Annotated in this window: 26 protein-coding genes and 1 pseudogene; 23 read left to right on the forward strand and 4 right to left on the reverse strand. The window is 44.3% G+C overall.

The window, feature by feature from the left end; all coding sequences use genetic code 11:
- The first annotated feature begins 10 nt into the window (after positions 1–10).
- On the forward strand, positions 11–1,156 hold the full coding sequence (locus CDO84_RS01545; RefSeq protein WP_040084120.1) for an acyl-CoA dehydrogenase family protein: 1,146 nt from the start codon (positions 11–13) through the stop codon (positions 1,154–1,156).
- A gap of 24 nt (positions 1,157–1,180) precedes the next feature.
- Here the strand turns inward: CDO84_RS01545 and fbpB are convergent, their stop codons facing one another.
- Together fbpB and CDO84_RS01555 are read right to left on the reverse strand one after the other, a co-directional pair.
- Positions 1,181–1,360: a Fur-regulated basic protein FbpB gene (gene fbpB / locus CDO84_RS01550; RefSeq protein ID WP_080478162.1), complete on the reverse strand. Its 180-nt coding sequence runs from the start codon at positions 1,358–1,360 to the stop codon at positions 1,181–1,183.
- On the reverse strand, positions 1,314–1,478 hold the full coding sequence (locus CDO84_RS01555) for a Fur-regulated basic protein FbpA (protein WP_003225157.1): 165 nt from the start codon (positions 1,476–1,478) through the stop codon (positions 1,314–1,316). Before CDO84_RS01555 ends, fbpB begins: the two co-directional genes overlap by 47 nt.
- A 246-nt stretch (positions 1,479–1,724) precedes the next feature.
- Here CDO84_RS01555 and CDO84_RS01560 point away from each other — a divergent pair, with 246 nt between their 5' ends.
- The gene (locus CDO84_RS01560) at positions 1,725–2,597 is read left to right on the forward strand and encodes a cation diffusion facilitator family transporter (RefSeq protein WP_040084119.1); all 873 of its coding nucleotides are present in this window, start codon (positions 1,725–1,727) and stop codon (positions 2,595–2,597) included.
- Positions 2,598–2,611: 14 nt separating this feature from the next.
- Here the strand turns inward: CDO84_RS01560 and CDO84_RS01565 are convergent, their stop codons facing one another.
- Positions 2,612–2,932 carry a thioredoxin family protein gene (locus CDO84_RS01565; protein ID WP_003234326.1) on the reverse strand — a complete coding sequence of 107 codons (321 nt, stop codon included), beginning with the start codon at positions 2,930–2,932 and terminating at the stop codon, positions 2,612–2,614.
- A 153-nt stretch (positions 2,933–3,085) separates the two neighbouring features.
- Here CDO84_RS01565 and CDO84_RS01570 point away from each other — a divergent pair, with 153 nt between their 5' ends.
- The 5 genes from CDO84_RS01570 (at position 3,086) to CDO84_RS01595 (ending at position 9,626) form a co-directional block, all read left to right on the forward strand.
- Entirely contained in the window at positions 3,086–4,171 is a 1,086-nt protein-coding gene (locus CDO84_RS01570; RefSeq protein WP_014662845.1) for a D-alanine--D-alanine ligase, read from the forward strand.
- Between the two features lie 71 nt (positions 4,172–4,242).
- Positions 4,243–5,616 carry a UDP-N-acetylmuramoyl-tripeptide--D-alanyl-D-alanine ligase gene (locus CDO84_RS01575; protein WP_040084386.1) on the forward strand — a complete coding sequence of 458 codons (1,374 nt, stop codon included), beginning with the start codon at positions 4,243–4,245 and terminating at the stop codon, positions 5,614–5,616.
- 401 nt (positions 5,617–6,017) lie between these two features.
- Positions 6,018–7,502, forward strand: coding sequence for a degradosome RNA helicase CshA (gene cshA / locus CDO84_RS01585; protein ID WP_040084118.1), 1,485 nt, complete (start codon positions 6,018–6,020; stop codon positions 7,500–7,502).
- A 173-nt stretch (positions 7,503–7,675) separates the two neighbouring features.
- Positions 7,676–8,155, forward strand: coding sequence for a PH domain-containing protein (locus CDO84_RS01590; protein ID WP_014662848.1), 480 nt, complete (start codon positions 7,676–7,678; stop codon positions 8,153–8,155).
- Entirely contained in the window at positions 8,145–9,626 is a 1,482-nt protein-coding gene (locus CDO84_RS01595; RefSeq protein WP_040084116.1) for a PH domain-containing protein, read from the forward strand. The genes CDO84_RS01590 and CDO84_RS01595 overlap by 11 nt, the downstream gene beginning before the upstream one ends.
- On the opposite strand, the gene CDO84_RS01600 is transcribed toward CDO84_RS01595, so the two are convergent.
- The gene (locus CDO84_RS01600) at positions 9,623–10,222 is read right to left on the reverse strand and encodes a rhomboid family intramembrane serine protease (RefSeq protein ID WP_040084115.1); all 600 of its coding nucleotides are present in this window, start codon (positions 10,220–10,222) and stop codon (positions 9,623–9,625) included. The genes CDO84_RS01595 and CDO84_RS01600 overlap by 4 nt on opposite strands.
- Before the next feature lie 94 nt (positions 10,223–10,316).
- Here CDO84_RS01600 and acpS point away from each other — a divergent pair, with 94 nt between their 5' ends.
- From acpS to CDO84_RS01680, 16 genes and pseudogenes are all read left to right on the forward strand, one after another.
- Positions 10,317–10,682 (forward strand): holo-ACP synthase, encoded by a 366-nt coding sequence (acpS, locus tag CDO84_RS01605; protein ID WP_014475874.1) that lies wholly within the window; start codon positions 10,317–10,319, stop codon positions 10,680–10,682.
- A 165-nt stretch (positions 10,683–10,847) separates the two neighbouring features.
- Entirely contained in the window at positions 10,848–11,864 is a 1,017-nt protein-coding gene (locus CDO84_RS01610) for a LolA family protein (protein ID WP_003234282.1), read from the forward strand.
- Between the two features lie 114 nt (positions 11,865–11,978).
- Positions 11,979–13,148, forward strand: a complete 1,170-nt coding sequence (gene alr, locus CDO84_RS01615) for an alanine racemase (RefSeq protein ID WP_040084114.1) — start codon at positions 11,979–11,981, stop codon at positions 13,146–13,148.
- Between the two features lie 115 nt (positions 13,149–13,263).
- On the forward strand, positions 13,264–13,545 hold the full coding sequence (gene endB, locus CDO84_RS01620) for a type II toxin-antitoxin system antitoxin EndoAI (RefSeq protein ID WP_040084113.1): 282 nt from the start codon (positions 13,264–13,266) through the stop codon (positions 13,543–13,545).
- 4 nt (positions 13,546–13,549) lie between these two features.
- Positions 13,550–13,900, forward strand: a complete 351-nt coding sequence (gene ndoA, locus CDO84_RS01625) for a type II toxin-antitoxin system endoribonuclease NdoA (RefSeq protein ID WP_003156187.1) — start codon at positions 13,550–13,552, stop codon at positions 13,898–13,900.
- A 114-nt stretch (positions 13,901–14,014) separates the two neighbouring features.
- Entirely contained in the window at positions 14,015–14,839 is an 825-nt protein-coding gene (gene rsbRA / locus CDO84_RS01630) for an RsbT co-antagonist protein RsbRA (RefSeq protein WP_014662853.1), read from the forward strand.
- 4 nt (positions 14,840–14,843) lie between these two features.
- A complete protein-coding gene (rsbS, locus tag CDO84_RS01635) occupies positions 14,844–15,209 on the forward strand; it encodes an RsbT antagonist protein RsbS (RefSeq protein ID WP_003225190.1) in 366 nt (121 codons plus the stop codon).
- A 3-nt stretch (positions 15,210–15,212) separates the two neighbouring features.
- A complete protein-coding gene (gene rsbT, locus CDO84_RS01640) occupies positions 15,213–15,614 on the forward strand; it encodes a serine/threonine-protein kinase RsbT (protein WP_003240352.1) in 402 nt (133 codons plus the stop codon).
- An 11-nt stretch (positions 15,615–15,625) separates the two neighbouring features.
- Positions 15,626–16,633 carry a phosphoserine phosphatase RsbU gene (rsbU, locus tag CDO84_RS01645; protein WP_014662854.1) on the forward strand — a complete coding sequence of 336 codons (1,008 nt, stop codon included), beginning with the start codon at positions 15,626–15,628 and terminating at the stop codon, positions 16,631–16,633.
- 61 nt (positions 16,634–16,694) lie between these two features.
- Entirely contained in the window at positions 16,695–17,024 is a 330-nt protein-coding gene (gene rsbV / locus CDO84_RS01650) for an anti-sigma factor antagonist RsbV (RefSeq protein WP_014662855.1), read from the forward strand.
- A complete protein-coding gene (gene rsbW, locus CDO84_RS01655; protein ID WP_003234299.1) occupies positions 17,021–17,503 on the forward strand; it encodes an anti-sigma B factor RsbW in 483 nt (160 codons plus the stop codon). Before rsbV ends, rsbW begins: the two co-directional genes overlap by 4 nt.
- Positions 17,469–18,257 (forward strand): RNA polymerase sigma factor SigB, encoded by a 789-nt coding sequence (sigB, locus tag CDO84_RS01660; protein ID WP_014662857.1) that lies wholly within the window; start codon positions 17,469–17,471, stop codon positions 18,255–18,257. Before rsbW ends, sigB begins: the two co-directional genes overlap by 35 nt.
- Positions 18,257–18,856 (forward strand): phosphoserine phosphatase RsbX, encoded by a 600-nt coding sequence (gene rsbX, locus CDO84_RS01665; RefSeq protein ID WP_040084112.1) that lies wholly within the window; start codon positions 18,257–18,259, stop codon positions 18,854–18,856. Before sigB ends, rsbX begins: the two co-directional genes overlap by 1 nt.
- 300 nt (positions 18,857–19,156) lie before the next feature.
- A pseudogene (locus CDO84_RS21625) lies at positions 19,157–19,392 on the forward strand (hypothetical protein).
- Positions 19,389–19,829 carry an EVE domain-containing protein gene (locus CDO84_RS01675; RefSeq protein WP_040084111.1) on the forward strand — a complete coding sequence of 147 codons (441 nt, stop codon included), beginning with the start codon at positions 19,389–19,391 and terminating at the stop codon, positions 19,827–19,829. The pseudogene CDO84_RS21625 and the gene CDO84_RS01675 overlap by 4 nt, the downstream one beginning before the upstream one ends.
- Positions 19,813–20,256: a MarR family winged helix-turn-helix transcriptional regulator gene (locus tag CDO84_RS01680; RefSeq protein ID WP_040084109.1), complete on the forward strand. Its 444-nt coding sequence runs from the start codon at positions 19,813–19,815 to the stop codon at positions 20,254–20,256. The genes CDO84_RS01675 and CDO84_RS01680 overlap by 17 nt, the downstream gene beginning before the upstream one ends.
- Positions 20,257–20,286 lie beyond the last annotated feature (30 nt).

Genomic DNA, 20,286 nt, shown 5'->3' on the forward strand with positions numbered 1-20,286 from the left:
GGGCTGCCGGATGTCATTATTTATACAAAACGATCAACAGCGGCAATGGATGGAGAAAATCGGACGGATTGCGGATGAATTTCAGCAAACAGCTGCTGAAGATGACGAACAGGGACGTTTTCCTGTGGAGAAAATACAAAAACTGCGTGATGCTGGCTATACGGCATTAACATTGCCAGCTTCTCATGGCGGAGGGGGCATTTCTGTTTACGAAATGCTCTTGTTTCAAGAACGGCTTGCACGGGGAGATGCTCCTGCGGCTCTTAGCATCGGCTGGCATTTGAGCGTAATCGGGGAGCTTGGAGAAGGAGACAGCTGGGATGAAGACGTATTTGCATTTGTTGCCAAGGAAGTCCAAAACGGAGCCGTCATTAACAGGGCGGCGACTGAAGCGAAAACCGGAAGCCCGACGAGAGGAGGGCGTCCGGGTACAAATGCCGTCAAAAAGGATGGCAAATGGGCAGTGAATGGAAGAAAAACCTTTACGACGATGTCACAAGCACTGGATTATTTTTTAGTAACCGCATGGATTGAAGACAAACAAACAACAGGCGTGTTTCTCATTCATAAAGATGATCCCGGTTTGTCGATTGAAGAAACGTGGGATATGATGGCGATGCGGGCGACAGGGAGCCATGATCTTGTACTGAACGAAGTCATGCTTGAAGAGAATAAGCTGGTTGAATTGCTTCAAGGGCCTCGTGGAGCTAAGCCGAATGGCTGGCTGCTTCACATTCCGGCGATTTATCTTGGTGTTGCTCAAGCTGCGCGTGACTATGCAGTGCAATTTGCCTCTGAGTATTCTCCAAACAGTTTGAAGGGACCGATCAAGAATGTCCCGGCCGTACAGCAAAGGACAGGTGAAATGGAGCTTGAACTGCTTAATGCCAGACACTTTCTTTTCCATATCGCTCAATTATATGACGATCCGGAACGGCGTCCACACTTGACAAGCGAGCTCGGTGCAGCTAAGCATATCGTCACAAACGCTGCGTTGTCTGTTGTTGATAAAGCGATGAGAATTGTCGGAGCCAAAAGCCTTGAACGAACCAACCCGCTTCAGCGCTATTACCGTGATGTACGCGCCGGTCTCCATAACCCGCCGATGGATGACGCCGTGATACACACCCTGGCAGCAGAAGCGTTTGAGTCATAAAAAAAAGAGCCTTTCCGGCTCTTTTTATGTATTGTTTTGCTCTTGCAGATTTTTTTGATGCTTGCGGTCGATCCTGTCATAAATAACATTCATCAGCTTTGGATTGCCCATAATCGCCTCTTTGTTTTCCTGGATCAGCTGTTGGTAAGTTTTTATTTTACGCTTCGGCATGCTCCGGCGCCCTCCTGACATGTTTGTATTCACTTTCTAACTCCGTCAGCGACAATTCATACAGATGACGCTTTGACTTTTTGTATATACCATTCTGTATTAACAGATGAATGAGCTGTTTTTTTCTGATTTCTGCAGACTGAGGTGTCATTGTGTCACCAACCTCCAATCAAACGATATTGATAATCATTATCAATTAACTTCAGTATACAATGTCCGCAATAGCCTGTAAAGGTGAAAACAGTCCTATTCTTTGCCAATTTACAAACATTCAACAAATCGACAAAAAGTTTCCCGGGCAATATTTGCTGTCGAAATGTCCCGCTTCATTGAACGCAGTTCTGCTATTTTTCATGTTTTGAACCATACTATGTAATAGAATGGAGGCTGGTATACAATGGAGCGGACAGAAAATCTGAAAAAGGGAGAAAAAGGGGCGCTCCTCAATATTTTTGCATATGTCATCCTTGCTGTTGTGAAGCTAGTCATTGGGATTCTATATCATTCTGAAGCGCTGAGAGCAGACGGGTTAAATAATGGAACAGATATTGTTTCGTCCTTAGCGGTGTTCATAGGATTGCGGATTTCCCAAAGGCCGGCTGACAGCGATCATCCGTACGGCCATTATCGGGCTGAAACAATTTCGTCTCTTATTGCGTCTTTTATTATGATGGCAGTCGGCATTGAAGTGTTAATCGGCGGAGGAAAAGCGATTGCGGGAGGCACAACGGAAACGCCCAATCTTATCGCGGCATGGACGGCGTTAGGCAGTGCTGTGTTTATGTATGGCATCTATGTATATAACAAAAGGCTGGCAGCGTCCATTAAAAGCTCTGCCCTGATGGCAGCGGCAAAGGACAGCAGGTCAGACGCTTTTGTAAGTGCCGGCGCGTTTATCGGTGTTTTTTCGTCCCAGCTGCAGCTGCCGTGGATTGATCCGGTAACGGCTTTTATCATCGGCATCATCATTTGCAAAACGGCGTGGGATATCTTTAAAGACGCTTCACATTCTTTAACAGACGGCTTCCATTTAAAAGATCTTGAGCCTTACAGACAAACCGTCGCGAAGATCGGAAATGTGCATCGCTTAAAGGATGTGAAAGCGAGGTATTTAGGCAGCACAGTTCATATCGAAATGGTCATTACGGTTGATCCGAAGCTTACAGTAGAAGAAGGTCATGGAGTGGCTGATGAAGTAGAAGACAAAATAAAACATGAACACGATGTCACTCATGTTCATGTTCATGTAGAGCCCGACGACATAAAATAAGGCTGTTTAACGAATTAGCTTATATGTTCAGATAAAAATTCAGTCACTTCTTCAGGCGTTTTGGCATTGGCGCTGTGAAGATGAGCTGTTTTTTCACCGTTTTTGAAGATAAGCAGGCTGGGAATGCCCATTACTTGGTATTTTTCAGCCAAGTCAGGAAGCTCGTCCTTATTCAGCTCATACCAGTCGTTTTGATTGTATTCTTCCAAAATATCGCCGATGAACATATTCATGCGTGTGCAGTCTGGGCACCAATCAGCATAAAACTTTACAATGATTTCTTTATCAGATTGAATCAGTTCATTAAATTGTTCGTTCGTTGTGATTTTTTTCATATGTCACATCTCCTTTTCAATGCCATTTTAATATAAAATAAAAAGGAATTACATACAAATGCATTCAACATCAGCATGCCCAAAAATAATTAGATCATTTTCTTGTGAAAGTGATAAGATAGTAAAGATGAATTGTAGTGGGGGGAGTATCCATTGAAAACAAGTCTAGGATTAGTGTACGGAGGAAAGTCGGCAGAACATAATGTTTCCCTGCAGACAGCTCTGGCTGTAATCAAAGCGCTAAATACTGAGAAGTTTGATATACATCCGATTTATATAACAGAAAAAGGCGAATGGGTTAGAGGCGCCCGTTTAACTGAGCCTGTTTCAAACGTGAAAATGCTTCAATTTGAGCAAGGAGGCAGTGCTTTTTCTCCAGCTGCCCTGAACCAGGAGATGTTTCCGCAGGAAGCGTCACAGCAAAATGAAGCAATCGACGTCGTATTCCCGCTCCTCCACGGACCGAACGGAGAAGACGGTACGATCCAAGGGATGCTAGAGCTCTTGAACATTCCTTATGTCGGCAACGGAGTACTTGCTTCCTCAGCAGGCATGGACAAAGTCGTCATGAAACATTTATTCGCGCAGGCCGGCCTTGCTCAAGCTAAATACGCAGCTTTCCTTAAGAAGGATTGGACTCGTTCTCCGAAAGAATGCTGTGAGCAGGTTGAACAGGAACTAGGCTACCCTTGCTTCGTAAAACCGGCAAACCTTGGTTCAAGTGTCGGAATCAGCAAATGCCGAAACCGTGAAGAACTGCAAAAAGCGTTTGAGCTTGCTTTCCAATATGACCGCAAAGTCGTCGTCGAAGAAGGCATCAACGGCCGCGAGATCGAAATCGGCGTTCTTGGAAATGACGATCCTAAATGCTCTGTTGTGGGAGAAATCGCACCGAAGACGGATTTCTACGATTACAAAGCGAAATATGAGGATGGAGATACTGATCTGATGATTCCGGCGATTGTCACCGAAGAGGAATACGCAACAATCAGTGATATGGCGATCAAAGCGTTTAAAGCGATCGATGGTTCAGGACTCGTCAGAGCGGACTTTTTCCTGACAGCTGACGGCGAAGTTCTGATCAATGAAGTCAACACAATGCCTGGCTTTACACCTTTCAGCATGTTCCCGCTGCTCTGGAAAGAAGCTGGTGTGGAATACGCTGACCTGATTGAACAGCTTGTGGAGCTTGCAAAAGAACGCCACGCTGAAAAACAATTGATCAAGCATACATTCTAATGAAGAAGGACACTGCCGGTAAAAGGGCAGTGTTTTTTCCCGTATATACAAAAGAAAGAGAGGGACCTCACTTGATTAAGCGAACAGTAAAAAACATTGCTGAAATGGTCAATGGCACATTGACAAATCCGAAATATGAACAAACAGTCATTCATGGAGTGGCAACCGATACAAGAAAACTGGAACAACATCAGCTTTTCATTCCGCTGAAAGGGGAACGTTTTGACGGCCACGCTTTTGTGGAAAAGGCTTTTGAAGCCGGTGTAGCGGCCGTTCTTTGGGATCGGTCAGAACCAAATCCGCCTGAGAATCACGCCGTCATTTTAGTGGATGATACCCTTATCGCACTTCAGCAGCTTGCAAAAGCCTATTTGCAGGAGCTTGGCACACGTGTCATCGGAGTAACCGGAAGCAACGGCAAAACGACAACGAAAGATATGATTCACGCCGTCCTGGGAACCCGGTACCATGTCCACAAAACAGGAGGAAACTTCAATAATCACATCGGTATGCCGCTGACGGTTTTAGCGATGCCTGAAAATACGGAGATCGCCGTATTGGAGATGGGAATGAGCGCCAAAGGAGAAATTGACCTCTTGAGCCGGCTGGCAAACCCGGATGCGGCAGTGATTACGAATATCGGCGAATCGCATATGCAAGACCTTGGCTCTAGAGAGGGTATCGCGGAGGCGAAGCTTGAAATCATTAACGGGCTTAAAGAAGATGGAGTGCTGATTTATATCGGGGACGAACCGCTCCTTCAAAATGCATACAGCTGCCGGACGAAAACGTACGGGATGGGAGCGCATAATGATTATCAGCTTCAGGATGTCAGCCAGAGTGAGGAAGGCACCCATTTTACAATCAAAGGGATGGAAACATCGTTTTTTATTCCGATACTCGGCAAGCACAATGTGATGAACGCCATGGCTGCAATTGCTGCTGGGGCTTATTTTGGCATCACGCCTGAGGATGCGGCGACGGGACTGAGCGGCCTAAAGGTAACCGGTATGAGACTTGAACTCATCAAAACAGACAGCGGCCTCTCGATAATCAATGACGCTTATAATGCGAGTCCGACCTCCATGAAAGCTGCGATTCAATTGACAGAAAGTCTTGAAGGCTATGGCAAAAAAATGCTCGTGCTCGGCGATATGCTTGAACTCGGCGATCTGGAAGAAACGTTCCATCAAGAGTGCGGCGCTGTGATCAGCCCTGAGAAAATTGACCGCGTTTTTACGTACGGAAAACTGGGAGCTTTTATCGCGGAAGGCGCACTGAAACACTTTGAGAAAGACCGTGTCAGCCACTACACTGAGAAAAAAGATCTCCTCCAAGCTGTGAAGGAAAACGCATCAAAAGGCGATTTGATTTTATTCAAAGCGTCCAGAGGTATGAAGCTTGAAGAAATCGTTAAAGATTTAATAGAGAGCCCGCTTTCATAAGAAAATAATTTACGAAAAAAATCATATTACATCATAAAATCATTCGATGTGCAAACACTAATGTATGCCGGCCGGAAATTATGTATATCTGGCCGGCTGCGGCTATGATACAATATATATAGGTTATTTCGCGATACGAACATATTCGTCCGGCCTTTTCATCCGCTGACCCGAAGTTCTCCGCCGGACAAATGGGAGCGGATGGAGCAACAGCCGGCATATTCGAGAAGCCGATCTGCTTCTCATCTTATTGAAAAACAAATAGTGTAATGGTAAGATAAAACTTAAAGTAATTCGGGCTTTGTATACGGATGGATCCTGTCCTTTTTGTCTAAAGGGCAGTTTTATAAGTGGTAAATCACGACATTACTGAAACAGCAATTAGAAGGAGTTTGAATAATTTGACTATAACGTTTCAAGATTTTAATTTAAGTTCTGATCTCATGAAAGCAATTAATCGTATGGGATTTGAAGAAGCAACACCGATTCAGGCACAAACAATACCGCTCGGACTTTCAAATAAAGACGTCATTGGACAAGCGCAAACAGGTACAGGTAAAACAGCTGCGTTTGGTATACCCCTTGTTGAAAAAATTAACCCCGAGTCTCCTAATATTCAAGCAATCGTAATCGCGCCAACCCGTGAATTAGCCATTCAAGTATCTGAAGAATTATATAAAATCGGACAAGATAAACGTGCGAAGGTTCTTCCTATTTACGGCGGACAGGATATTGGACGACAAATCCGGGCGTTAAAGAAGAATCCGAATATTATTGTCGGAACACCTGGACGTCTTCTTGACCACATCAACCGCCGCACAATTCGTTTAAACAATGTAAATACTGTTGTAATGGATGAAGCGGATGAAATGCTGAACATGGGATTCATTGACGACATTGAATCTATCCTTTCAAACGTGCCGAGCGAGCATCAGACACTTCTGTTCTCTGCTACAATGCCTGCACCGATCAAACGCATTGCAGAGCGCTTTATGACTGAGCCGGAACACGTAAAAGTAAAAGCGAAAGAAATGACGGTTTCTAACATTCAGCAGTTCTATTTGGAAGTGCAAGAACGCAAAAAATTCGATACACTGACTCGCCTTCTTGACATTCAGTCTCCTGAGCTTGCGATCGTATTCGGACGTACAAAACGCCGTGTCGATGAGCTGGCTGAAGCCCTGAACCTTCGCGGATATGCAGCTGAAGGAATTCACGGTGACTTAACGCAGGCGAAACGTATGGTTGCGCTTCGTAAATTCAAAGAAGGCGCAATCGAAGTTCTTGTCGCAACTGATGTTGCCGCTCGCGGACTTGATATTTCAGGCGTAACACACGTGTACAACTTTGACGTGCCTCAAGATCCTGAAAGCTACGTTCACCGTATCGGAAGAACGGGCCGTGCAGGAAAAACAGGTATGGCAATGACGTTTATTACACCGCGTGAGAAAAGCATGCTTCGCGCAATTGAACAAACAACAAAACGCAAAATGGACCGCATGAAGGAGCCTACACTTGATGAAGCGTTAGAAGGCCAGCAGCAGGTTACGGTTGAACGTCTTCGTACGGCAATCAGCGAAAACAACCTGAACTTCTACATGACAGCGGCAGCTGAGCTGCTTGAAGATCATGATGCAGTGACTGTGGTTGCAGCGGCTATCAAAATGTCTACAAAAGAGCCTGACAATACACCGGTTCGCTTAACAGACGAAGCACCGATGGTCAGCAAACGCTATAAAAACCAACGCTCTTCTAAACGCAGAGACGGCCAAGGCGGCGGCTACCGCGGCGGAAAAGGGAAAAGCAACAACCGTTCTTCCTACGACAAAAAGCGTTCAAATGATCGCCGTTCTTCAGGTGACAGACGCCAGAAAAAATCTTACTAATTCGATCGATTCAGAGCCCAAAACATCATGTTTTGGGCTTTTTTATATTCGCGATTTTTGATTCAGCAAACTTTCAGCTGACGGAAGCCATTTTTCTATGTATGCTTAAGAATGAAACCTTTCCGTACAAGAGACGTATAAGTAACGACGAAAAAAAAGGGAGGTAGGTATTTTTGAGAGAGCAGCCAAAAAACCAAATCAGTCCAGACGGATTAAAGGTTTGGCGACTTCAAGAGATCATCATATCCGCTGTCTGCTTGCTTATCGTCATAGCAGTTGCAGTGTTAAGCTATTATTTTCATTGGCCGTACTGGATCAGCGGCGTGCTCGGCGCAGTTTGGCTGCTGGGATCGATTGTGACGGTCTTTCTCATTCCGAAGGTCCGTCATAAGGTGTGGCGATATGAAGTCCATGAACATGAAATAGATATTCAGTCAGGTATTTTTGTGGTGACACGTGTGATTGTCCCGATGGTCAGGGTTCAGCACGTTGATACGTCGCAAGGGCCATTATTGAAAAAATACAATCTGGCAACAGTGAAAATTTCCACGGCTGCGACCGTTCATTCGATCCCCGCTTTAGAGATGGAGGAAGCGGACCGGCTGAGAGACTCCATTTCCCGTCTGGCAAGGGTGACTGACGATGATGTCTGAACCGAAACGCCTGCACCCGGCAGCAGTCATTTTGAATTTATGCCATACCATTATTCAAACAATAAAAAATATCATTCTGCCATTCTTTTTTGTGTATATCGTCAATTCAAACCATACTGTCCGTTTTTACGGAGCCATTGCGCTCGGTGTGCTGTTCATCTGGCTTGTAGCGGCAAGCATCATCAAATGGAGAAGGTTTACCTATCGAATTGAAGATGATGAATTTAGAATCGAAGAAGGCTTATTTGTTACGAAAAAGCGATACATATCGATTGATCGGATTCAAACGATGAATACGAGCGCGGGCCTTGTCCAGCAAATCTTTAAGCTTGTGAAGCTGCAAATTGAAACAGCGGGCGGAGGCAAGGAGGCAGAAGCCGTTCTTTCTGCTATTTCTGTGGAAGAGGCTGAACGCATCAAAGAAGCTGTCTTTAAGAAAAAAGCGCAAAGACGAGAAAATGAACTTGATGATGAACAGCTTGAAGCTGAGGAGGAGTTATATCCTGCCGTTGAGGTGCAAGAGCACTATCGCATGAACGCGAAAGAATTGCTCATGGCCGCTTCTACCTCCGGCGGAATCGGAGTCATTATCTCGGCTGTATTTGCGCTTATTTCCCAGCTCGATGAAGTATTGCCGATGGATTGGTTATTCGATAAATTTTCCTTTCTTCAGCACGCCAGCATCGGTATTTACGCGGTACTCATTTTTATCGGTTTATTTATCGCCTGGATTTTCAGCATTGCGGGCATGATGTTTAGATACGCGAACTTTCAAATCATAAAAAAAGAGCAGGAACTGGTGATTTCAAGAGGAATTATTGAAAAACATCAAGTCACGATTCCGTTGCGAAAAATTCAAGCAATTAAAATAAAAGAAAACATCATCCGCCAGCTTTTCGGCTTTGTAACGGTGTCCATCGTCAGTGCGGGCGGCGGCGACCGTGAAAAAGAAGAAGGTGCGTTGACCATTCTCTTTCCAATGATTCATAAAAAAAAGCTTCCGCACATGCTTCGAACATTTACGCCGGAATACACGCTGGAAGAAAACTGCCGCCGCCTGCCGCGGCGCGCGTTGAAACGCTATTTGTTCCGTTCTGTCATTTTTTCGCTCTTTTTGATCATTCCGTTATGTATTTTCTTTCAGCCCTGGGGCTACCTGTCGGTCATCCTGCTTCCGATTGAATTGTTTTTCGGCTATCTCGCGTATAAAGACGCTGCGTGGACAATCAATGGGAACCGTCTGCAGCTGACGTCTAGATTTATAGGCAGAACAACCGCCATTGTACTCAAAAAACGAATGCAGGTTTGCAAGTTCAGCCAATCCTATTTCCAAAAGAAAGGCCGCCTGTATACCATTTCTACTTCAGTGAAATCATCGAGCCACATGGAAGAATTAACGGTGAGGGATGTAGGTGAAGAGGATGCAGCCTTCATTTTAAACTGGTACTCATATGAAAAAGCGGACGGTTAATACCGCCGCTCTTTTTTTTGCACACACAAAAACGAAAGAAGAAACCCGCCGCATAGTCCAAACAGATGAGCCATCATGTTAATATTGGAGTTGATAAACGACATGAGAACGGCAAATGCGAGCAGTGTGATGATCATTTTGGAATGCTCCTGCCCAATTAGCTCGTTGCGAAAAAGAACCATAAACAGGTACACGCCGAATAGCCCGAAAATGGCGCCTGAAGCCCCGACATGCACGTAATCAAGCGGCTCTGTAACATACGTGCCGATATTGCCGATGATGCCGGAGCCGGCGTACACAAGAAGGAAGCGCGCTTTTCCCAGCATGCGTTCCAAAGCCGGGGCAAATAAAAAGATGGACATGGAATTAAACAGCAGATGTGTGAAACCGGCGTGCAGCAAAATCGGTGTGATCAGCCTCCACCATTCACCGTTAGCGACACCTAGATTATAGCCTGCGACAGTATCCCTCCATAAAACGACTGAATGGACAGGAAGTGAAAAAAACAGCCAAAGAACAGCTTGCAAAGCCAATATAAAGGTGACAACGGGATAAAGCCTGATAAACGTTTGAAAATTTTCAGTCCGTATAAACATTCCGAGCCCCTTTTCTTCATTTTGGTATATCTATAGTAACACGTTTATGAGACAAACCATTTAAATAGTACGTGCGCAAAGGAGGTTATCATACATGATTTACGGCATTGGACTGGATATTACCGAGCTTAAACGGATCGCCTCTATGGCTGGACGCCAGAAAAGGTTTGCCGAGCGGATTTTGACGCGAAGCGAACTTGACCAATACCATGAGCTTTCAGAGAAAAGAAAAATCGAATTTCTCGCAGGCAGATTCGCGGCAAAAGAAGCGTTCTCAAAAGCATTTGGCACCGGTATAGGGAGGCAGCTCAGCTTTCAGGACATTGAAATTAGGAAAGACCAAAATGGCAAGCCCTACATCATTTGTACCAAACTGAGCCAGGCCGCCGTTCACGTATCAATCACTCACACAAAAGAATATGCTGCCGCGCAGGTTGTGATTGAAAGGTTGTCAAGCTAGTCTGCATATTAGGGAAACCCCACTCATATATTTGATAGTGCATTAAGGGAGACAAGTTGTTTGAGGCTTTTATGGTACGCATCTGTTCTGCCTAAACGTGTACCGAGCGTACCGTTAAAGTCAAACAAGCGATTTCTTCCTTTTACATCAATTGAGAAAAAGGGGTTGAAAAAGGTGAGAAAAAGCTTTGTTTTGCTTTTAACGGGACTGCTTGCTGTTCTTATTCTTTCTGCCTGCGGGCAAAAAACACAGCAAGATATTGTGGCCGGGTTAGATGAAAAGGCGAAAGAATACACCTCGTACAAAGCAAAAGCGAAAATGACCATCGAGACAGGGAGTGAGCCTCAAGTATACAATGTGGAAATCTGGCACAAAAAGCCGTCTCTGTACAGGGTTTATTTAGAAAATCCGAAAAAGGACCAAAACCAAGTCATTTTACGAAATGAAAACGGAGTATTCGTTCTCACGCCGTCTTTAAATAAGAGCTTCAGATTTCAAAGCGACTGGCCGAACAACAGCAGTCAGGTCTATCTGTTTGAATCGCTCGTAAAGGATGTTCAAAACGATTCGGATGCAGTTTTCACAGCGAAAGAAAAGAAATACGTATTCGAAACAAAAACAAACTATCAGCATAACAAAATGCTGCCGACGCAAGAAATCACATTTAACAAAAAGGATATGAGCCCGTCATCTGTCAAAGTGATGGATACTGACCGGAAAGTGATGGTCAAAGTAGAATTCAGCAGCTTTGAATTTAATAAACAATTTGATAAAGAATCATTTGACGAAAAGAAAAATATGACCCTTTCTCAAATGGATGTTGCCACAAGCGCGAAGCCTTCCGATACATTCGCGGTCAAAACGCCGCTGGAACTGCCGCTTGGCGTAAAGCTGCTTGAAGAAAAAGATATTTCTACTGAAGACGGGAAGCGCATCATCATGACGTATGGAGGAGAAAAATCATTTACGTTAATTCAGGAAAAAGCCCAGATTGCCAAGGCCTCCTCCTCCGTTACGCTGAACGGCGAACCGGTAAATCTCGGCTACACCATCGGCGCTTTGTCGGATGCATCATTATCATGGACATATGACGGCGTTGATTACCTTCTCTCTTCTAAAGATCTTTCTAAAGAGGAAATGGTGACAGTAGCGAAAAGCATGCAGGGACAATCATCGAAATAACCGCCAAAGGCCAAACATGATTTGGCCTTTTTTTCGTTAGACATCGTTTCCCTTTGGCCTTTAATTTTAGTATGATATGTAAATGATATTGAATAAAAGCTAGGAAGTGTCGTAATGAGCACAAAACCTTTTTACAGGGATACGTGGGCGGAAATTGACCTGTCCGCGATAAAGGAAAATGTCAGCAATATGAAAGAACATATCGGTGAACATGTCCAGCTAATGGCAGTTGTAAAAGCAAACGCCTACGGGCATGGTGATGCAGAAACAGCAAAGGCTGCTCTTGACGCAGGTGCTTCATGCTTGGCCGTAGCCATTTTGGATGAAGCGATTTCACTGCGTAAAAAGGGCTTGAAGGCGCCTATATTGGTGCTCGGCGCGGTTCCCCCGGAGTATGTGGCAATCGCTGCTGAGTATGACGTGACCTTAACAGGTTATTCTGTTGAATGGCTTCAGGAGGCAGCCCGCCACACGAAAAAAGGTCCTCTTCATTTTCATCTGAAGGTCGATACGGGGATGAACAGGCTTGGGGTCAAAACAGAGGAAGAAGTTCAGAATGTGATGGCCATTCTTGACCGCAACCCCCGTTTAAAGTGCAAAGGGGTATTTACCCATTTTGCGACAGCAGATGAAAAAGAAAGAGGCTATTTCTTAAAGCAGTTTGAGCGTTTTAAAGAGCTGATTGCTCCGCTGCCGTTAAAGAATTTGATGGTCCACTGCGCGAACAGCGCCGCCGGACTTCGGCTGAAAAAAGGCTTTTTTAATGCAGTCAGATTCGGCATCGGCATGTATGGCCTTCGCCCGTCTGCTGACATTTCGGACGAGATACCGTTTCAGCTGCGTCCGGCATTCACCCTGCATTCGACGCTGTCGCATGTCAAACTGATCAGAAAAGGCGAGAGCGTCAGCTACGGAGCCGAGTACACAGCAGAAAAAGACACATGGATCGGGACGGTGCCTGTAGGCTATGCGGACGGCTGGCTCCGAAAATTGAAGGGGACCGACATCCTTGTGAAGGGAAAACGCCTAAAAATTGCCGGCCGAATTTGCATGGACCAATTTATGGTGGAGCTGGATCAGGAATATCCGCCGGGCACAAAAGTCACATTAATAGGCCGGCAGGGAGATGAATATATTTCCATGGATGAGATTGCAGGAAGGCTCAAAACCATTAACTATGAAGTGGCCTGTACAATAAGTTCCCGCGTTCCCCGTATGTTTTTGGAAAATGGGAGTATAATGGAAGTAAGAAATCCTTTGTTGCAGGTCAATACAAGCAATTAGCTTACTTATATGGCGAATTTATAAAACAGCTTTGCTTGAAGAGTGAATAATGGTATCATTATCACTGGATGGATAAAAGAGTCGTATCCGTAAGTTTGGTGGAGGTGTATGTTTTTTGTCTGAATCCAGCGCAAGAACCGAAATGAAAATCAGCTTGCCCGAAAACCTAGTAGCTGAATTGGATGGTGTAGCGATGCGGGAGAAACGAAGCAGAAACGAACTGATATCACAAGCAGTGAGAGCGTATGTCAGCGAACGAACAGCTCGTCACAACCGTGATTTGATGAGACGCGGCTATATGGAAATGGCGAAAATCAACCTGAATATTTCTTCTGAGGCTCACTTTGCGGAGTGCGAGGCTGAAACGACAGTTGAGCGCTTAGTCAGCGGAGGATAATCATTTGATTGTGAAACGCGGCGATGTTTATTTTGCTGATTTATCTCCTGTTGTTGGCTCAGAGCAAGGCGGGGTGCGCCCGGTTTTAGTGATCCAAAATGACATCGGAAATCGCTTCAGCCCAACTGCTATTGTTGCAGCCATAACAGCACAAATACAGAAAGCGAAATTACCAACCCACGTCGAAATCGATGCAAAACGCTACGGTTTTGAAAGAGATTCCGTTATTTTGCTGGAGCAAATTCGGACGATTGACAAGCAAAGGTTAACGGATAAGATTACTCATCTGGATGATGAAATGATGGATAAGGTTGATGAAGCCTTGCAAATCAGTTTGGCACTCATTGATTTTTAGACATATTTGCAGGTTGCTCACAAAGAGCAACTTTTTTTGTTTTCAAAAAACATAAACGATATAATAATGAAATAACGAAAAAATATGTTGTTTTTTATTGGGAGGTAAGCGAATTTGATGTCGAACCAGACTGTATACCAGTTCATTGCCGAAAATCAAAATGAACTGCTCCAACTGTGGACTGACACACTAAAAGAATTAAGCGATCAAGAATCCTATCAGCTGACTGACCAAGTGTATGAAAATATATCTAAAGAGTATATCGACATTCTGCTGCTGTCTGTTAAGGACGAAAACGCTGCTGAAAGCCAAATCAGTGAACTGGCGCTTCGGGCGGTCCAAATCGGAATTTCTTTGAAGTTTTTGGCTACTGCGCTTGCTGAATTCTGGAAACGTCTCTACACGAAAATGAATGATAAGAGATTGCCAGATCAAGAGAGCACGGAGTTAATCTGGCAGATTGACCGATTTTTCAGCCCGATTAACACAGAAATTTTTAATCAATACTCAATCTCATGGGAAAAAACAGTATCCCTGCAAAAGATCGCGCTGCAGGAGCTGTCTGCACCGCTTATTCCGGTGTTTGAAAATATCACCGTGATGCCGCTAGTTGGAACAATTGATACAGAACGCGCGAAACGAATTATGGAAAACCTTCTTAATGGCGTTGTCAAACACCGTTCCCAGGTCGTGCTGATTGACATTACCGGTGTCCCTGTCGTCGATACGATGGTTGCCCATCATATTATTCAGGCATCAGAAGCGGTAAGGCTTGTCGGAGCAAAATGCCTGCTGGCCGGAATCCGCCCGGAAATTGCTCAAACCATCGTTAACCTGGGGATTGATTTATCCCAAGTTATAACTAAGAATACCCTGCAAAAAGGAATTCAAACAGCGTTGGAAATGACGGATCGAAAAATCGTTTCATTGGGGGAATAACATTGTGAGACATCCAAAAATCCCGATCTTGAAACTGTATAATTGCTTATTAGTGTCCATTCAATGGGAACTTGATGACCAAACTGCATTAACCTTTCAAGAAGACTTATTAAATAAAATATATGAAACAGGTGCTAACGGCGTTGTCATTGACCTGACATCTGTGGATATGATTGATTCATTTATCGCAAAAGTGCTGGGCGACGTCATAACAATGTCCAAGTTAATGGGGGCAAAAGTTGTCTTGACCGGCATTCAGCCCGCTGTGGCAGTGACGCTGATCGAACTTGGAATCGCGCTTGAGGAAATCGAAACAGCGCTCGACTTAGAGCAAGGGCTTGAGACATTGAAGCGGGAATTGGGGGAATAGCGAATGAACGACCAATCCTGTGTAAAAATCATGACAGAATGGGATATTGTAGCCGCCAGACAGCTGGGACGAAACGTTGCGAAAGAACTGGGTTTCGGCACTGTAGACCAGGCTAGAATTACAACGGCTATTTCAGAATTAGCCAGGAATATTTATTTATATGCCGGCAAAGGGCAGATTGGAATTGAACAGGTCGCAGACAGAGGAAAAAAGGGCCTGAAAATCATAGCGGAAGACCAAGGGCCGGGAATTCCTGATATCCGAAAAGTCATGGAAGACGGATTTTCAACGTCTGGAGGACTTGGTGCGGGACTTCCCGGGGTCAAAAGGCTGATGGATGAATTCAGCTTAAATTCCGTATCGGGGGAAGGAACAGAGATACAAGCCATCAAATGGCTTCGGTAGGAGGTAAGAACGTGGATTTTAGGGAGGTTATTGAGCAGCGGTATCATCAGCTGCTTAGCCGATATATAGCCGAATTAACAGAAACATCTTTATATCAAGCCCAAAAATTCAGCCGAAAAACAATCGAGCACCAAATTCCTCCGGAAGAAATCATCAGTATTCATAGAAAAGTGCTGAAGGAGCTGTATCCAAGTCTCCCGGAAGATGTGTTTCATTCGCTGGATTTTTTAATAGAAGTCATGATTGGTTATGGAATGGCTTATCAGGAGCATCAAACCCTTAGAGGGATACAGCAGGAAATCAAATCAGAAATTGAAATCGCAGCTAATGTCCAGCAGACGCTGCTCGGAACAAAAATTCCGCAGGAGGACGCGCTGGATATCGGTGCCATCAGTGTGCCTGCCAAACAGATGAGCGGTGACTACTACCACTTCGTCAAAGACAAGGAATCCATTAATATTGCAATCGCGGACGTGATCGGAAAAGGCATTCCAGCTGCTCTCTGTATGTCCATGATTAAATATGCAATGGACTCATTGCCGGAAACGGGCATACACCCTTCTCAGGTGCTGAAAAATTTAAATCGTGTTGTTGAACAAAACGTTGACGCTAGTATGTTTATTACGATGTTTTATGCCAATTACAATATGGACAAGCATCGATTTACATATGCTTCGGCGGGACATGAACCGGGATTCTATTATTCTCAAAAAGACAACGCGTTTTATGATTTAGAGGCTAAAGGACTCGTTCTCGGCATCTCGCAGGATTATGACTACAGACAATTCGATCAGCATCTGGAAAAGGGTGATATGATCGTTTTATTTTCTGACGGCGTCACAGAATGCAGAACAGAAAACGGTTTCTTGGAGCGTCCTGATTTGCAGAAGCTCATTGAGGAACATATGTGTTCCTCCGCGCAGGAAATGGTCAAAAACATTTATGACAGCCTCCTCAAATTACAGGACTTTCAGCTTCACGATGATTTTACGTTAATTGTTTTGCGGAGAAAGGTTTAACGTCTGCCAGACGAGGGTATAAAGCAACTAGTGATTTGAAGGAAAATTTGAGGTGATACGGATGAATATAAATGTTGATGTGAAGCAAAACGAGAATGATATACAAGTAAACATTGCAGGAGAAATTGATGTATACTCAGCGCCGGTGCTCAGAGAGAAGCTTGTGCCTCTGGCAGAACAAGGTGCGGACTTAAGAATTTGCCTGAAAGATGTCAGCTACATGGACAGTACCGGATTGGGCGTTTTTGTAGGGATCTTTAAAACAGTGAAAAAACAAGGCGGTTCGCTAAAACTTGAAAATCTTTCTGACCGGCTGATCCGACTGTTTGACATTACAGGCCTGAAGGACATCATTGATATTTCTGCAAAGTCAGAAGGTGGAGTGCAATGAAGAATAACGCTGATTACATCGAAATGAAAGTGCCGGCCCAGCCTGAGTATGTGGGAATTATAAGACTGACGCTGTCAGGCGTCGCGAGCAGAATGGGCTATACGTATGATGAAATTGAAGATTTGAAAATCGCAGTCAGTGAAGCGTGCACAAATGCGGTTCAGCATGCTTACAAAGAAGATAAAAATGGGGAAGTGTCAATACGATTCGGTGTGTTTGAAGACCGTTTAGAGGTTATTGTGGCGGATGAAGGAGACAGCTTTGACTTTGATCAAAAGCAGCAGGATCTAGGGCCGTACACACCTTCGCACACAGTTGATCAATTATCAGAAGGAGGGCTCGGTCTATATTTAATGGAAACGCTCATGGATGAAGTTAGAGTGCAAAATCACTCCGGCGTCACTGTAGCGATGACAAAGTATTTAAATGGGGAGCGAGTTGATCATGACACAACCATCAAAAACTACGAAACTAACTAAAGATGAAGTCGATCGGCTCATAAGCGATTACCAAACAAAGCAAGATGAACAGGCGCAGGAAACGCTTGTGCGGGTGTATACAAATCTGGTTGACATGCTTGCGAAAAAATATTCAAAAGGCAAAAGCTTCCACGAGGATCTCCGCCAGGTCGGCATGATCGGGCTGCTCGGCGCGATTAAGCGATACGATCCTGTTGTCGGGAAATCGTTTGAAGCTTTTGCAATTCCGACAATCATCGGTGAAATTAAACGATTCCTCAGAGATAAAACATGGAGCGTTCACGTGCCGAGACGAATTAAAGAACTGGGGCCAAGAATCAAAATGGCAGTTGATCAGCTGACGACTGAAACACAAAGATCGCCGAAAGTTGAAGAGATTGCCGAATTCCTCGATGTTTCTGAAGAAGAGGTTCTTGAAACGATGGAAATGGGCAAAAGCTATCAAGCCTTATCCGTTGACCACAGCATTGAAGCGGATTCGGACGGAAGCACCGTCACGATCCTTGATATCGTCGGATCACAGGAGGATGGATATGAGCGAGTCAACCAGCAAATGATGCTGCAAAGCGTGCTTCATGTCCTTTCAGACCGTGAAAAACAAATCATAGACCTTACGTATATTCAAAACAAAAGCCAAAAAGAAACTGGGGACATTCTCGGTATATCTCAAATGCACGTCTCGCGTCTGCAGCGCAAAGCTGTGAAGAAGCTCAGAGAGGCCTTGATTGAAGATCCCTCGATGGAGTTAATGTAATGATCCAGGTTGAAGAAAACGAGCATATTCAAACTCTAGTATATCAACTGAATAAAGAAGGAAAATCGATTTGCGGAGACAGCTTTTTTATGAAAGCTGATGACAAGGAATTAATTTGTGCGGTTGCTGACGGACTTGGAAGCGGATCGCTTGCAAACGAATCCTCTGCAGCCATCAAAGACTTAGTGGAAAACTATGCGAATGAAGACGTACAAAGCATTATCGAACGCTGTAATCAGGCGATGAAAAACAAAAGAGGCGCCACAGCATCTATCCTGAAAATCAATTTTGAACAAAGGCAGTTTACGTACTGCTCTGTCGGCAATGTACGGTTTATTCTGCATTCCCCGTCTGGTGAAAGCTTTTATCCTCTGCCGATTTCGGGCTACTTATCAGGCAAGCCGCAAAAATACAAAACGCACACCGCCACTTATGAGAAGGGTTCAAAGTTCATTATACATACAGATGGACTCAACGTACCCGATATCCGCTCCCATTTGAAAAAGGGCCAATCGGTAGAAGACATATCGAATTCGCTGAAAATGTATACGACATCGAGAAAAGATGATCTGACCTATATTCTTGGACATCTGTCCTAGGAAACCAGAAAAAGAAGCTGGACATCCGGCTTCTTTTTTTGCGGTTGACTATTAGTAAGTGCGCTTATTATAATTAATAAGTGAACTTATCATTTTTGGGGGCTTATGGGATGTGGAATGATGAATACAATGCGATAGCTGATGCGAATATAGAAAAAATCTGGAGCCGTTATCAGGAAACAGAAACATGGGATCAATGGGATGCGGGTCTTGCATCAGCTTCTTTGAAAGGACCATTTCAAAAGGGAACGGAAGGAACATTGCTTCTGCAAGGAAAAACAGTTCCTTTTTGGTTTGAGCATGTGGAGAAACATCGGTCATTTTCTATCATGGCCAACATGCCGCATAACAATGTAAAAATGGAATTTTCTCACGTGCTTCAAAAGCAAAAAGAAGGTTTGCGTATCACACATGGAATTGTATTAGAAGGTGCTGAAGCAAAAAAATGTGGAGAAATCATTGGTACTGAACTGTCTAAAGACATCCCGGCGGCTGTCAGCAGGCTTGTTCACCTATGCGGAGGAGTGATAAAATGAACACAAATTATTGGATCGGCGTTGTGTCAGAGCAGCATGTATTAAAAGGTGCTGCCGGCGGTTTTGCACAGCTGTGCCATGGAAAAAAAGCCCCGCTCGCCAAAATGAAAGAGGGAGATTGGCTGATTTATTATTCTCCGAGAGACGCATATCCAGATGGCAAACTGCTGCGAAGCTTTACTGCGATCGGCAAAGTGAAAAGCGGAAATATCTATCCGTATCAAATGGCTCCGAATTTTATTCCATACCGATTAGATATAGACTATTATCCATGCCATAAAATCGGTTTTTACGACATTAAATCAAAGCTTGAATTTGTTCAGGAAACCAAGCATCTTGGCTTTTTATTTCGGAGAGGACATTTTGAAATCAGCAAAAATGATTTTTTGACAATAGCACAAGCGATGGGAGTTAACATAAGTGGAATGGCACTCTAAATTTAGCGGTCCGAACACAAGCCCGGGCTTTTTATTATGGCAGGCCACGCAAAGCTGGCAGCGGAAAGTGGGAAAAGCATTGGCTGAGTTTGACCTGACCCACGTTCAATTTGTTCTGCTGACCTCGTGCAAGTATATGATTGCTCACGGAGAAACCGTCACGCAAAAAAAACTTGCAAGCTTCAGCCAGACCAATATCATGATGGTTTCGGAGGTTGTACGGACGCTTGAGAAAAAAGGATTTATCCAAAGAAGCAAAAATCCCCAGGATAAAAGAGAGGTTCTTTTGTCGATTACAGAAACAGGCGAAGAAAAAGTAACAGCGGCTCTGCCGATCGTTGAGGAGATTGATCAAGTTTTCTTTTCAGCTGCGATGAAAAAAGAGAATTTTCTGAGCGGCTTACAGGAACTATTGAAACATGAGTAAAGATACGGGCAGCGCCAGCTGTCTTTTTTT

The organism is Bacillus sp. MD-5, assembly GCF_002201875.1.
Taxonomy (GTDB): Bacteria; Bacillota; Bacilli; order Bacillales; family Bacillaceae; genus Bacillus; species Bacillus stercoris.

Bases quoted from the DNA above. Each gene is read 5' to 3' on its own strand.
- CDO84_RS01545 (WP_040084120.1), top strand. From the start codon at position 11: ATGTCATTATTTATACAAAACGATCAACAGCGGCAATGGATGGAGAAA.
- CDO84_RS01555 (WP_003225157.1), bottom strand. From the start codon at position 1,478: ATGACACCTCAGTCTGCAGAAATCAGAAAAAAACAGCTCATTCATCTG.
- CDO84_RS01560 (WP_040084119.1), top strand. From the start codon at position 1,725: ATGGAGCGGACAGAAAATCTGAAAAAGGGAGAAAAAGGGGCGCTCCTC.
- CDO84_RS01565 (WP_003234326.1), bottom strand. From the start codon at position 2,932: ATGAAAAAAATCACAACGAACGAACAATTTAATGAACTGATTCAATCT.
- CDO84_RS01595 (WP_040084116.1), top strand. From the start codon at position 8,145: ATGATGTCTGAACCGAAACGCCTGCACCCGGCAGCAGTCATTTTGAAT.
- CDO84_RS01600 (WP_040084115.1), bottom strand. From the start codon at position 10,222: ATGTTTATACGGACTGAAAATTTTCAAACGTTTATCAGGCTTTATCCC.
- acpS (WP_014475874.1), top strand. From the start codon at position 10,317: ATGATTTACGGCATTGGACTGGATATTACCGAGCTTAAACGGATCGCC.
- alr (WP_040084114.1), top strand. From the start codon at position 11,979: ATGAGCACAAAACCTTTTTACAGGGATACGTGGGCGGAAATTGACCTG.
- rsbT (WP_003240352.1), top strand. From the start codon at position 15,213: ATGAACGACCAATCCTGTGTAAAAATCATGACAGAATGGGATATTGTA.
- rsbV (WP_014662855.1), top strand. From the start codon at position 16,695: ATGAATATAAATGTTGATGTGAAGCAAAACGAGAATGATATACAAGTA.
- rsbW (WP_003234299.1), top strand. From the start codon at position 17,021: ATGAAGAATAACGCTGATTACATCGAAATGAAAGTGCCGGCCCAGCCT.
- sigB (WP_014662857.1), top strand. From the start codon at position 17,469: ATGACACAACCATCAAAAACTACGAAACTAACTAAAGATGAAGTCGAT.
- rsbX (WP_040084112.1), top strand. From the start codon at position 18,257: ATGATCCAGGTTGAAGAAAACGAGCATATTCAAACTCTAGTATATCAA.
- CDO84_RS01675 (WP_040084111.1), top strand. From the start codon at position 19,389: ATGAACACAAATTATTGGATCGGCGTTGTGTCAGAGCAGCATGTATTA.